Origin of the sequence: Arenimonas terrae (assembly GCF_006265115.1) — a bacterium.
GTDB lineage: Bacteria > Pseudomonadota > Gammaproteobacteria > Xanthomonadales > Xanthomonadaceae > Arenimonas > Arenimonas terrae.
Map to the genome: position 1 here is coordinate 296,351 of NZ_SMDR01000001.1, position 12,863 is coordinate 309,213.

The following is a 12,863-nucleotide window of genomic DNA, read 5'->3' on the forward strand; positions in this document are numbered from 1 at the left end:
GGGACGGTTCCTCGGTTGCGAAACGCCACTTGCTGGAACGGCAGCGGGAGGCGCGCAGGCCTCCCGCTGCACTCATGTCAACCTTCGTCGCGGGAGCGGCGGAAGTAGACGGCGGCGAAGATCATCGCCACGCCGGCCGCCGCACCGACCCAGAGGTCGATCGTGGCGAAGGCGCCCCAGGTGTTCTGGGCCGAGAACAGGGCCACGATGTCCTGCGGGCCGTCCGGGTTGAAGTTCGCCATCGCCGGGTCGTTGGCGCCGCGGTAGATCATGTCCATGCCCGGCACGGTGCCGGTCAGCAGGCGGCCGACCACGTGGGCCCAGTACCACTCGGCCTTCAGGCCGAACATTTCCATCACGTCGAACCAGCTGACCAGCACGCCGGAGAACAGCGGCACCAGCAGCGCCCACAGGAAGGGCTTGGTGCGCGCCCAGGCCGAGACCAGCAGCAGCCAACCGACGGTGGGCAGAGCCCAGAGCGCATAGACGGGCAGTGCGGCGACCAGGCTGAAGGCGACGTTGAGCGGGCTGGCCGGCCCCCAGATCAGCTCGAACGGGTTGCCGCCGTAGATGCCGGCATAGGCGCTCAGGATCACCAGGAAGCCGAAGGCGGTGCCGATGGCGGCGACGGTGGCGATCACCGGGGCGACCACGAGGGCGCTGGCGAGTTTGGACAGCACGGTCTGGCCATCGGACAGCGGCAGCGACTTCCAGAACAGGATGCTGCGGTCCTTGCGGTCGTCGTACAGCGCGCCGAGGCAGTAGAAGAACACCACGAACGCCAGCACGATGAAGGGCCAGGAGCCCGCGGCCAGCGTACCCAGGTCGAGGCCGCCGCCCAGTTCCGCCATTTCCTTCGGCGACAGCGTCTTGGTGAGCTGGGACAGCTCGACGCCGTTCATCTGGATGCCGTCGCTGTTCTCGACCGAGCGGCGGACGCTTTCACCGGCGATGATCGCCATGATGCTCAGCAGCAGGAAGATGGCGCCGGTCACCAGCGGGGCCCAGAAGAAGCCGCCGCGATGTTCCCAGTATTCGCGCTTGAGCAGCCAGTTGAAGGTGTTCATGCGTAGGTTCCTTTCATGGTGGCGACGAACAGGTCGGCGATGCCGGGGTTGCGCACCTCACCGTACTCGGCGAGCTGCTGCCGGGGGATGCCGTCGAACAGCATCACGGCCTTGCCGAACACCGAGCGCTCGTCTATCGGCTTGAGGGCGCGGGCGGCCTCTGCCTTGTCGGCCGGGACCATCACTTCGTGGAAGCGCTCCCCGACGTCATCCATGCTGGCGGAAAGCACGATCTTGCCTTCGCGGATGAACATCAGGTCGGTGAGGATGTGTTCGATCTCTTCCACCTGGTGCGTGGTGACGACAATCGTCTTCTGCTCGTCGAAATAGTCCTCCAGCAGGTTCTGGTAGAACTGCTTGCGGTAGAGGATGTCCAGGCCCAGGGTCGGCTCGTCCAGCACCAGCAGCTTGGCGTCGATCGCCATCACCAGCGCCAGGTGCAGCTGCACGATCATGCCCTTGGACATCTCCTTGACCTTCATTCCCGGCGTCAGCTTGGTGTGCGCCAGGTAGGCCTCGGCCTTCTTGCGGTCGAAGCGCGGGTGCACGCCGGCCACGAAGTCCACCGCGTCCTTCACCTTCAGCCAGCGCGGCAGCACGGCCACGTCGGCGATGAAGCACACGTCCTGCATCAGCTCGTCGCGCTGGCCGCGCGGGTCCTTGCCGAGCACCTTGAGCTCGCCCTCGAAGGGCACCAGGCCCAGGGCCGCCTTCAGGGTGGTGGTCTTGCCCGAGCCGTTCGGGCCGATCAGGCCGACGATCCGGCCGGCCGGGATCTCGAAGCTGATGTTGTCGACCGCGGCCTTGCCCTTGTACGACTTGCGGAGGTTCTTGGCGGAGATCACGGCGCTCATCGCTTGCTCTCCTTGTCGGCGCTGTTCATCAGCTTCTCGATGTCCAAGCCCAGGCGCTGGATGCGCTCCACGACCAGCGGCCACTCTTCCTTCAGGAAGCGGTCGCGCTCGGATGCCAGCAGCTTTTCACGGGCCCCTTCAGTGACGTACATGCCAAGTCCCCTTCGTTTTTCCACGAGTTCTTCGTCTGCCAGCTCCTGGTAGGCGCGGGAGACAGTGATCGGATTGAGCTGGTACTCGGCGGCGATCTGGCGCACCGAGGGCAGGGCCTCGCCGGGCTGCAGGACGCCGTCGAGCATCATCGCCACGACCTTGTCCTTGAGCTGCCGGTAGATGGGCGCGCTGTCGTTCCAGGCGATATTCATCTCAGGACTCCTGGCGCGGCGTCAGGGCCGCGAAAGAAACGTAGGGCATCGCCAGGTGCCGCTTCAGGGCGCCGCGGCGGACCGTGCGGACCGAGGCCGGGATTTCGGCCTCGATGACCGACTGGGCGCTGGCCTGGATCAGCGACGCCGGCGAGGCGCCGAGGTCGGCGGAGGCGCGGGGCGGTTCGCCCAGCCCGAAGCCGGCCAGAACGAAGCCCAGTGCCACGGCCAGTCCGATCAGGTTGATCTTGAATTTGGGGTACATACCGCCTCCCGTCTTGGTGAGGTAACGATCAGGTGTTGTAGGTAACTATAACACTAGATTTCGCCCTGTCAACACCCCGTGCACACTTTCGGGGCCAAACTGATGGCATAGACCGGCGTGGGCCGGGGGAGGGCGTCAAATGAAGTCTTGGGCAACCCTGGTGCTGACCGGCCTGCTGGCCGCAACCCCCGTCCTGGCCGGGGATTCCCTGCTGGATCGGGATTTCCGCCGGCTGGCGGGCAAGGAAACCGTGAACCTGCAGGCGACCTATGGCGGCCAGGTGCTGCTGGTGGTCAATACCGCCAGCAAATGCGGCTTCACGCCCCAGTACGAGGGGCTCGAGGCCATGCATGCCAAGTACAAGGATCGCGGTTTCGCCGTGCTCGGCTTTCCGTCCAACGATTTCATGGGCCAGGAGCCGGGCAGCGAAGAGCAGATCCAGGAGTTCTGCACGCTCACCTATGGCGTGAAGTTCCCCATGTTCGAGAAGGTGCAGGTGCGCGGCGGCGAAGCCACGCCCTTTTACGCGGACCTGGCCAAGGCCACGGGCGAAGCGCCGGGCTGGAACTTCCACAAGTACCTGATCGACCGCAACGGCGACGTCGTGGCCAGCTTCGGCAGCCGCACGACGCCTGATGATCCGAAGCTGGTGGCGGAGATCGAGAAGCTGCTGGCCGCGCCCGCGCCCGCGAAGCCTGCCGGCAAGTCCTGAGGCCGGTTGGCGGCACCGTCTCCAGTGGGCGGCGGTGAGCGGTGGGCAAAAGGCGCGAGGTACAGCTTCGCCCGTGGCTCCCACCCGGGGCCCCGCCTGAACCGCTACAACGGCCACGATTGCCGTAGCGGCTGCGCGCCGCGACAATAGCCGCCGACGTGCCGACCCGGCCCGCCCTTTCAGGAGTGCTTCTGCAATGAATTCCGCCCTGCGATTCGCCGCGCCGCTGGTCCTGGCCAGCCTGGTGCTCTCCCTCAGTGCCTGCAACAAGTCCGAGAACAAGGACGAGGGCGAGGCCGGGACCGAGACCGCCGCTGCGGCCACGACCGACGAGGCCGCCAAGACCGAACCGGGCGCGCCCGCCGTCGCCGGCATCGAGGGCCTGGAGACCGAGAAGAAGCAGGTCAGCTACATGATCGGCCTGGACATGGCCAAGTCGCTGGCGCCGATCAAGGACGACCTGGATGTGGAGGTGATCGCCGAGGCCATGGCCGCGTCCTTCGCCGGTGAAACTCCGAAGCTGACCGACGAGCAGTCGCTCAAGATCCAGGAAGCCTTCACCGCCAAGCTGCAGGCCAAGCAGGCCGCCGAACAGGCCGCCAAGGCGGCCAAGGGCAAGGAAGAGGGCGCGGCGTTCCTGGTCGCCAACAAGGACAAGCCGGGCGTCAAGACCACCGAGAGCGGCCTGCAGTACCGCGTGGAGCGCGCCGGCAACGGCCCGCAGCCCGCCGCCACTGACGTCGTGCGCGTCCACTACAAGGGCACCCTGCTCGACGGCACCGTGTTCGACAGCTCCTACGAGCGCGGCCAGCCGGCCGAGTTCGGCCTCAACCAGGTCATCCCGGGCTGGTCCGAGGGCGTCGCCCTGATGCCGGTCGGCAGCAAGTACACCTTCTGGATCCCGTCCGAACTCGGCTACGGCGAGAACGGCGGCGGCCCGATCCCGCCGAACTCGATGCTGACCTTCGAAGTCGAGCTGATCGAGATCGTCAAGTAATCGTGCCAACATCGGCCGGCGCCGGGAGGCTTCCCGGCGCCGGTTTGTTTTCGGGGGCAGGATGCCCCGGGTTCGCGGGGTAGACGCATGAAAGTCACCGTATTCGGAACCGGTTATGTCGGCCTCGTCACTGGCGCCTGCCTGGCCGAAGTCGGGCACGACGTGGTCTGCGTGGACATCGACGAGGCCAAGGTCGAAGGTCTGAACCGCGGCGTGGTGCCGATCTACGAGCCGGGGCTCGAAGATATGGTGCTGGCCAACCACGGCGCCGGGCGCCTGGCGTTCACCACCGATCCGGTCAGCGCGATCGCGCACGGCGAGATCCTGTTCATCGCGGTCGGCACGCCGCCCGACGAAGACGGCAGCGCCGACCTGCAGTACGTGCTGGCCGTAGCGCGCACGATCGGCCAGAGCCTGGTGCGGCCCGCGATCGTGGTCAACAAGTCCACCGTGCCGGTCGGCACCGCCGATCGCGTGCGCACGGCGATCGACGCCGAATTGGCCGCGCGTGGTGCGACGATCGCTTTCGACGTGGTGTCCAACCCTGAATTCCTCAAGGAAGGCGCCGCGGTCAACGACTGCATGCGCCCGGACCGCATCGTGCTGGGCTCGCGCAGCCCCGCGGCGATCGAGCGCATGAAGCGCCTTTACGCGCCCTTCAACCGCAACCACGAGCGCATCGTGGTCATGGACGAGCGTTCGGCCGAGCTGACCAAGTACGCCGCGAACGCCATGCTGGCGACCAAGATCAGCTTCATGAACGAGATGGCGAACATCGCCGAGCGTGTCGGCGCCGACATCGAGATGGTCCGGCACGGGATCGGCTCCGATCCGCGCATCGGCTACCACTTCATCTACCCGGGCGCCGGTTACGGCGGCTCGTGTTTCCCAAAGGACGTGCAGGCGCTGGGCCGCACTGCCCGCCAGTACGGCTACGACGCCCGGCTGCTGGAGGCGGTGGAAGCTGTCAACCACAGTCAGAAGTCCAAGCTCTTCGAACTTCTGCAGCGGCATTTCGACGGCCGGCTCTCCGGCCGCTGCTTCGCGGTCTGGGGCCTGGCGTTCAAGCCCAATACCGACGACATGCGCGAGGCCTCGAGCCGTACCCTGATAGAGCAGCTGCAGGCCGCCGGCGCCACCGTGCGCGCCCACGACCCCGAGGCGATGGACGAGGCCCGGCGGATCTTCGGCGAGCATCCCGGGTTGGTCTTCTGCAGGACGCCGGCCGAAGCCCTGCAGGGCGCCGATGCGCTGGTGGTGGTCACCGAGTGGAAGGCGTTCTGGAATCCGGATTTCGCCGCACTCGCCGGCGCCCTGCGCGAACGCGCGGTGTTCGACGGCCGCAACATCTACGATCCGGCTTCGGTCGAGGCGGCGGGCCTGGCCTACTACGGTATTGGTCGCGGCCGCAGCTTGCGCAAGGACTGAACCGGAGCCCCTGATGCCGTCGTCGAACGATTCCCTGCCGTCCCCGGCCGCCAGCGCCATCGAAGCGCGCCTGGCCGAGCTGGAAACCCGCGTCGCCTTCCAGGAGCATGCGTTGTCCGAAATGAGCGACGCGCTCGCGGAAACGCGCCTGGAATCGACCCGGAACAGCGAAATGCTGCAGCGCGCGCTGGCCGACCTCAAGCAGGTCCGCACGCTGCTCTATGCGGACCCCGGCGACGAACCGCCGCCGCCGCACTACTGAACGAAGGCACGTCACGATGAGCAATTCCCTGCGCGAAAAACTGCTGGGCCTGGGCTTCAAGGCGCCCGAGCCGGAGCGCAAGCCCGAGCCGCGCCCGCGCCAGGACCGTCGTCCCGAGGCCGATGCCGGAAAGAACGCCAAGCCCGGTGAACGCCGCGGCGACGGCCGTCCGCGTTCCGCCGGCAAGCCCGGCGAATCGCGCGGCCGGCCCGATCGCAAGCCCGGTGCGCCGCACGGCCGTCCCGCCGGCAAACCCGGCGAATCGAACGGCCGACCCGCTGGCAAGCCGGGGCAGGGCAGCGGCAAGCCGCGGCCGTCCCGGCCGCGCACGCAGGAAGAGATCGACCTGGGCAAGGCCTACGCCATCCGCGCCCAGAAGGAAAAGGAAGAGCGCATCGAGGCCGAACGCCTGCGCCAGGAAGAAGCCCGCCTGCGCCGCGAAGCCAAGGCGCGGCTCGCCGAGTTCCTGAAGGACAAGTCGGTCAACGACCCGGCGGCCGAGATCGCCCGGCATTTCCCCTATGGCGGCAAGATCAAGCGCGTCCATGTCACCGAGGCCCAGCTCAAGGCGCTCAACGCCGGCGAACTGGGCGTCGTGCAGCTCGATGGCCGCTACCTGCTGGTGCCGGCGGCGCTGCTGGCCGAGGTCGAGGCGATCTTCGCGCCGGCGCTGGCGCTGCGCGTGGACCCGGATGCGCCCGCGGGCGACGACCCGTATGCGGACCCGCAGTACCAGGTGCCTGACGACCTGGTGTGGTGAACCGGCGGTGAAATCCGGGGTCAGAGCACCTTTTCCATGGAGCCGGAAAAGGTGGTCTGACCCCTGCACTCATTCGGGGTCGTAGTCGAGGTTGGCCGCGAGCCAGCGCTCGGCTTGCGTCAGGCTGACGCCCTTTCGGCGGGCGTAGTCGGCGGCCTGTTCGCGCGAGACGCGGCCCACCACGAAGTACTGGCTGCCCGGGTGCGAGAAGTACAGGCCGCTGACCGCCGCCGCGGGATACATCGCGAAGCTCTCCGTCAGCATCAGTCCGGTGTGTCTTTCGGCCTCCAGCAGCCGGAAGATCGTCGCCTTCTCGCTGTGCTCCGGGCAGGCCGGATAACCCGGGGCCGGGCGGATGCCCTGGTACTGCTCGCGGATCAGCGACTCGTTGTCCAGCGCCTCGTCCGGCGCGTAGCCCCAGAGTTCGGTGCGCACGCGCTGGTGCAGGCGTTCGGCCAGGGCCTCGGCGAGACGATCGGCCAGGGCCTTGAGCAGGATGGCGTTGTAGTCGTCGTTGTCGGCTTCGAAGCGGGCCACGTGCGGTTCGATGCCCAGGCCGGCGGTCACCGCGAAGGCGCCGACCCAGTCCTGGCGGCCGCTGTCCTTGGGCGCGATGAAATCGGCCAGGCACAGGTTCGGCCGGTCGTCGGGCTTGTCGGCCTGCTGGCGCAGGCAGTGCAGCACGGCGGAGTGGTCGCCGGCCTGCAGGTGGATGTCGTCGCCGACGGCGTTCGCCGGCCACAGGCCGACCACGGCCTTCGCGGTCAGCCACTTCTCGCCGATGATGCGGTCGAGCATGGCCCTGGCATCGCGGAAGAGTTCCCGCGCCTGCGCACCGACCACGGCGTCGTCGAGGATGGCCGGATAGCGCCCCGCAAGCTCCCAGGTCTGGAAGAAGGGCGTCCAGTCGATCACGCCGCGCAGGTCGTCCAGCGGGTAGTCGTCGAACACGGTCAGGCCGGGCTTCAGCGGCGCCGGTGGCAGGTACTGCTCCCAGCCGCCGTCGAACTTCTTGCGGCGGGCGCGCTCGAGCGGCATCAGCGGTTTGGCTTCGCCACGGTTGGCGTGGCGGGCGCGCACGTCGGCGTAGTCGGCCTCGTTGGCGGCGACGAAGGGCGCGCGCAGGTCGGCGCTGAGCAGGGACTGGGTGACGCCGACCGCGCGCGACGCGTCCTTCACCCAGACCACGGGCGAGGCGTAGTGCGGGTCGATCTTGAGCGCGGTGTGCGCGCGCGAGGTGGTCGCGCCGCCGATCATCAGAGGGATGTCGAAACCCTGCCGCTTCATCTCCTTCGCGACGTGGCTCATCTCCTCCAGCGACGGCGTGATCAGGCCCGAGAGGCCGATGATGTCGACTTTTTCCTCGCGGGCGCGGTCCAGGATCGTCTGCGCCGGCACCATCACGCCCAGGTCCACCACGTCGAAGTTGTTGCAGGCCAGCACCACGCCGACGATGTTCTTTCCGATGTCGTGCACGTCGCCCTTGACGGTGGCCATCAGCACCTTGCCCTTGGGCTTTCCGCTGTCGCCGTTGAGCAGTTTTTCGGCCTCGATGTAGGGGATGAGGATGGCGACCGCCTTCTTCATCACGCGTGCCGACTTCACCACCTGGGGCAGGAACATCTTGCCCGCGCCGAACAGGTCGCCGACCACGTTCATGCCGGCCATCAGCGGGCCCTCGATCACCGCCAGCGGGCGCGGGGCCTGCAGGCGGGCCTCCTCGGTGTCGGCCTCGACGAACTTGTCGATGCCGTGCACCAGGGCATGCTTGATGCGCTCCTCGACGCTCCAGCCGCGCCAGGCCAGGTCCTCGGTCTTGACCTCGCCCTTCTTCGCCTTGTGCTTCTCGGCCTCGGCCAGCAGGCGCTCGGTGCCGTCGCCGCGGCGGTTGAGCACCACGTCCTCGACCGCTTCGCGCAGCGCCGGGTCCAGGTCGTCGTACAGCGCCAGCGCACCGGCGTTGACGATGCCCATGTCCATGCCCTCGCGGATGGCGTGGTACAGGAACACGGCGTGGATGGCCTCGCGCACGGCGTTGTTGCCGCGGAAGGAGAACGACACGTTCGACACACCGCCGGAGACGTGGCTCAGCGGGAAGCGCCTCTTCAGCTCGCGCGTGGCCTCGATGAAGGCCACGGCATAACCGTCGTGCTCCTCGATGCCGGTGGCGATGGCGAAGATGTTCGGGTCGAAGATGATGTCTTCGGGCGGGAAGCCCGCGTCGGTCAGCAGCGCATGCGCCCGCGAACAGATCTCGACCTTGCGTTCGTAGGTGTCGGCCTGGCCGACCTCGTCGAAGGCCATCACCACCACCGCGGCGCCGTGGCGGCGCACCTTGGCGGCGTGCTCGAGGAAGGCCTGCTCGCCCTCCTTCATCGAGATCGAGTTGACGATGGCCTTGCCCTGCACGCACTTCAGGCCCGCCTCGATCACGCTCCACTTCGAGCTGTCGATCATCACCGGCACGCGGGCGATGTCGGGTTCGGCGGCGATCAGGTTGAGGAAGCGCGCCATGGCAGCCTCGGCATCCAGCATGCCCTCGTCCATGTTGACGTCGATGACCTGGGCGCCGTTTTCGACCTGCTGGCGCGCCACGACCAGGGCCTCGTCGTAGCGGCCCTCCAGGATCAGCTTCTTGAACTGGATCGAGCCGGTGACATTGGTGCGCTCGCCGACATTGACGAAGTTCGTCTGCGGCGTGATGACGAAGGGTTCCAGGCCCGCCAGCCGCGTGTACGGCGCAACTGCCGGGATCGCGCGCGGCCGCAGGCCGTCCACCGCTTCGGCGATCGCCGCGATGTGCTCGGGTGTGGTGCCGCAACAGCCGCCGACGATGTTCAGCAGGCCCGCTTCGGCGAACTCGCGCAGCACGCCCGCGGTTTCGGCCGGGCCCTCGTCGTAGCCGCCGAAGGCGTTCGGCAGGCCGGCGTTGGGATGGCAGCTGACGTGGGTATCGGCGACCTGGGACAGCATGTCCACGTGAGCGCGCAGGTCGCGCGCGCCAAGCGCGCAGTTCAGGCCGATCGACAGCGGGCGGGCGTGGCGGAGCGAATACCAGAAGGCTTCGGCGGTCTGGCCCGAGAGCGTGCGGCCGCTGCGGTCGGTGATGGTGCCCGACACCATCACCGGCAGGCGCGCGCCGAGCTGCTCGAACAGCTCCTCGATCGCATACAGCGCCGCCTTGGCGTTGAGCGTGTCGAACACCGTCTCGACCATCAGGAGGTCGGCGCCGCCCTCGACCAGGGCGCGGCCGGCGTCGATGTAGTTGGCGACCAGCTCGTCGAAGTGGATGTTCCGGAAGCCCGCGTCCTCGACCCTGGGGCTGATCGAGGCCGTGCGGCTGGTCGGGCCCAGCACGCCGACCACGTAGCGCGGGCGCGACGGATCCTTCGCCTCGAACTCGTCGCAGCAGGCCCGGGCCAGCTTTGCGGCCTCGCGGTTGAGTTCGGGCACCAGGTGTTCGAGCCGGTAGTCGGCCTGCGACACCGCCGTGGAATTGAAGGTATTGGTCTCGATCAGGTCGGCGCCCGCGGCCAGGTAGGCCCGATGCACGCCGGCGATCACGTCGGGGCGGGTGAGCGTGAGCAGGTCGTTGTTGCCCTTGAGGTCGTGCCCTTCGCAGCCGCAGCCCGCGCCGTGCGCATGGCCCTCGGAGAAACGCAGGCCATCGTAACCCCGGGCGAAACGTTCACCGCGATAGGCCGATTCGTCCAGCGAATGGCGCTGGATCATCGTGCCCATCGCGCCGTCAATGACCAGGATGCGGCGGGACAGGGCCTCGAGCAGCGCCGCGGTGCGGGCCGGGTTGTGCCAGGGCAGGGTCTTCAAGGTTTGCGGGCCAGCAGGGTGAGCACTTCGAAATGCGGAGGGCGCTTCTCGCGGGTGACGGCCTCGCAGACGGTGACCTCGAGCCCCGCCTTTTCCGCATGGCGGCGCAGGTCCTTTACGGTGAAGCCGAGATTGACGTGGCCATAGGGCGTCACCGCGGCCTGGTGTTCGTGCTTGCCCAGGCAGGTGGCGACCAGGCGGCCGCCGCGGCGCAGCACCCGCGCCGCTTCGGCGATGGCCAGGCCCGGCTTGGCGGCGTAGGTGAGCGCGTGCATCAGCAGCACCAGGTCGAAGCTGGCGTTGGGCTGAGTCAGCGCCTGCATGTCGCCCTCGGTCACCTCGACATGCCGGTACTTCTTCAGGCGCTCGCGCGCCGCGCCGACCACGCGCGCGCTGGAGTCAACGCAGACGTAGCGGCGGGCGTGCGGAGCCAGCAGTTCGGCCAGCACGCCGTCGCCCGAGGCGACGTCGAGCACGTCGCCGGGCTCGAGCAGGGGCAGGGTGGATCGGGCCAGGGCTTCCCAGGTGCGGCCGGGCGAATAGTGGCGCTCCATGTCGCCGGCGACCGAGTCGGCCCAGTTCTGGTCCGAGGCGCGCGCGGCCAGCACGGCCGGCAGGTGCTCGGCGTCCTGGCGCAGCAGGGGGTCGTCGGTGCTGTCGCGCAGGGCCTCCCACAGGCGTCGCTCGGCCGGGTCCAGGGACTCGGCGTTGAAGCGGTAGTAGGCGGAGACGCCGGCGCGGCGGTCGCGCACCAGGTCGGCTTCCTTGAGCCGCGCCAGGTGGGTCGAGACCCGGGGCTGGGCCAGGCGGGTGATCGAGGACAGCTCGGCGACGGTCAGTTCCTCCCGCTCAAGCAGGGCCAGCAGCCGGACCCGGGTCGGGTCGGCCAGGACCTTCAGACAGGCCGACCAGGCTTCGAGGTCCATATTTATCCTTTCATCCGGATTCAAAGATATGGAAAGGTTAGGCCTGCTGCACAGGGGCGTCAAGGCGCACGGGTCCGGCTTCACGCCGCGCGCACCTGTGCCCGGCGGCGCCAGCGGCTACAATTGCGGCCTTCGCCGTATCCAATTCGAGGGCATGCCGTGGATTTCCGATTCACCGAAGAGCAGCTGATGATCCAGGACGTGGCCCGGCGCATCGCGCAGGAGAAGATCGCGCCCAGCGCCGAGCACCACGACCGTACCGGCGAGTTCCCGCTGGAAAACATCCGCACCCTGGGCGAAAACGGCCTCATGGGCATCGAAGTGCCGGCCGAATACGGCGGCGCCGGCATGGACCCGATCAGCTACGTGCTGGCCATGGTCGAGATCGCCCACGCCGACTGCGCGCATTCGACCATCGTGTCGGTGAACAATTCGCTGTTCTGCAACGGCATCCTCAAGTTCGGCACGGAAGCGCAGAAGCAGAAGTACGTGCGTGCGATCGCCGAAGGCAAGGAAATCGGCGCCTTCGCGCTGACCGAGCCGCAGTCGGGTTCCGACGCCACCGCGATGCGCTGCAAGGCCGTCAAGCAGGCCGACGGCAGCTTCGTGATCAACGGCAAGAAGAGCTGGATCACCTCGGGCCCGGTCGCCAAGTACATCGTGCTGTTCGCGATGACCGACCCGGACAAGGGCGCGCGCGGCATCACCGCCTTCATGATCGACACCACCAAGCCCGGCTTCCACCGCGGCAAGACCGAGCCCAAGCTCGGCATCCGCGCCTCGGCCACCTGCGAGATCGAGTTCCAGGACTACGTGGTGGGCGCCGAGGATGTGCTGGGCGACGAAGGCCACGGCTTCAAGATCGCGATGGGCGTGCTCGACGCCGGCCGCATCGGCATCGCCTCGCAGGCCATCGGCGTGGCCCGCGCGGCCTATGAGGCCACGCTGGCCTACGTGAAGGAGCGCAAGGCCTTCGGCCAGCCGATCGGCGCGTTCCAGATGACCCAGGCCAAGATCGCCGACATGAAGTGCAAGCTCGACGCGGCCCTGCTGCTCACGCTGCGCGCCGCCTGGGTCAAGGGCCAGGACCAGCGTTTCAGCACCGAGGCCGCGATCGCCAAGCTCACCGCTTCGGAAGCGGCGATGTGGATCACCCACCAGGCGGTGCAGATCCACGGCGGCATGGGCTATTCGAAGGAAATGCCGCTGGAACGGTACTTCCGCGACGCCAAGATCACCGAGATCTACGAAGGCACCAGCGAGATCCAGCGCCTGGTCATCGCCCGCAACGAGACCGGCCTGCGCTGAGCCGGTTCCGTACCCCGGCGTACCCGAAGCCCCGCTGAAGCGGGGCTTTTTTTTGCCCGGCCCAAGCTGGCCCATATCTGCCCGCAGGGCT

Annotated in this window: 11 protein-coding genes and 1 pseudogene; 6 read left to right on the top strand and 6 right to left on the bottom strand. The window is 67.9% G+C overall.

From position 1 onward, the window contains the following. Positions 1 to 77 precede the first annotated feature (77 nt). Genes E1B00_RS01395 through E1B00_RS01410 form a run of 4 tightly spaced genes read right to left on the bottom strand, consistent with a single transcriptional unit; the run spans position 78 to position 2,551 of the window. Positions 78 to 1,067: a hypothetical protein gene (locus E1B00_RS01395; protein ID WP_139444879.1), complete on the bottom strand. Its 990-nt coding sequence runs from the start codon at positions 1,065 to 1,067 to the stop codon at positions 78 to 80. Beyond that, positions 1,064 to 1,921, bottom strand: coding sequence for an ABC transporter ATP-binding protein (locus tag E1B00_RS01400; RefSeq protein WP_139444881.1), 858 nt, complete (start codon positions 1,919 to 1,921; stop codon positions 1,064 to 1,066). The genes E1B00_RS01395 and E1B00_RS01400 overlap by 4 nt, the downstream gene beginning before the upstream one ends. Then, positions 1,918 to 2,286 (bottom strand): GntR family transcriptional regulator, encoded by a 369-nt coding sequence (locus E1B00_RS01405; protein ID WP_139444883.1) that lies wholly within the window; start codon positions 2,284 to 2,286, stop codon positions 1,918 to 1,920. The genes E1B00_RS01400 and E1B00_RS01405 overlap by 4 nt, the downstream gene beginning before the upstream one ends. Before the next feature lies 1 nt (position 2,287). Next, the gene (locus E1B00_RS01410) at positions 2,288 to 2,551 is read right to left on the bottom strand and encodes a hypothetical protein (RefSeq protein ID WP_139444885.1); all 264 of its coding nucleotides are present in this window, start codon (positions 2,549 to 2,551) and stop codon (positions 2,288 to 2,290) included. A 139-nt stretch (positions 2,552 to 2,690) separates the two neighbouring features. On the opposite strand from E1B00_RS01410, the gene E1B00_RS01415 reads away from it, so the two are divergent. From E1B00_RS01415 to E1B00_RS01435, 5 genes are all read left to right on the top strand, one after another. After that, positions 2,691 to 3,263: a glutathione peroxidase gene (locus E1B00_RS01415; protein ID WP_139444887.1), complete on the top strand. Its 573-nt coding sequence runs from the start codon at positions 2,691 to 2,693 to the stop codon at positions 3,261 to 3,263. Between the two features lie 196 nt (positions 3,264 to 3,459). After that, on the top strand, positions 3,460 to 4,260 hold the full coding sequence (gene bamJ / locus E1B00_RS01420; RefSeq protein WP_139444889.1) for a BamJ family beta-barrel-assembly machinery protein: 801 nt from the start codon (positions 3,460 to 3,462) through the stop codon (positions 4,258 to 4,260). An 87-nt stretch (positions 4,261 to 4,347) separates the two neighbouring features. Then, positions 4,348 to 5,688: a UDP-glucose dehydrogenase family protein gene (locus E1B00_RS01425; RefSeq protein WP_139444891.1), complete on the top strand. Its 1,341-nt coding sequence runs from the start codon at positions 4,348 to 4,350 to the stop codon at positions 5,686 to 5,688. A 13-nt stretch (positions 5,689 to 5,701) separates the two neighbouring features. Further along, the gene (locus E1B00_RS01430; RefSeq protein ID WP_139444894.1) at positions 5,702 to 5,950 is read left to right on the top strand and encodes a SlyX family protein; all 249 of its coding nucleotides are present in this window, start codon (positions 5,702 to 5,704) and stop codon (positions 5,948 to 5,950) included. Between the two features lie 16 nt (positions 5,951 to 5,966). Beyond that, complete coding sequence (locus E1B00_RS01435; protein WP_139444896.1) at positions 5,967 to 6,710, top strand: DUF2058 domain-containing protein; 744 nt, start codon at positions 5,967 to 5,969, stop codon at positions 6,708 to 6,710. 69 nt (positions 6,711 to 6,779) lie between these two features. Here the strand turns inward: E1B00_RS01435 and metH are convergent, their stop codons facing one another. Together metH and E1B00_RS01445 are read right to left on the bottom strand one after the other, a co-directional pair. Further along, entirely contained in the window at positions 6,780 to 10,538 is a 3,759-nt protein-coding gene (metH, locus tag E1B00_RS01440) for a methionine synthase (protein WP_220396222.1), read from the bottom strand. Next, positions 10,538 to 11,464 (bottom strand): annotated as a pseudogene (locus E1B00_RS01445) (ArsR/SmtB family transcription factor); the annotation flags it as partial. The pseudogene E1B00_RS01445 and the gene metH, both read right to left, overlap by 1 nt. A 144-nt stretch (positions 11,465 to 11,608) precedes the next feature. Here E1B00_RS01445 and E1B00_RS01450 point away from each other — a divergent pair. Beyond that, positions 11,609 to 12,772 carry an acyl-CoA dehydrogenase family protein gene (locus E1B00_RS01450; RefSeq protein ID WP_342774270.1) on the top strand — a complete coding sequence of 388 codons (1,164 nt, stop codon included), beginning with the start codon at positions 11,609 to 11,611 and terminating at the stop codon, positions 12,770 to 12,772. Positions 12,773 to 12,863 lie beyond the last annotated feature (91 nt).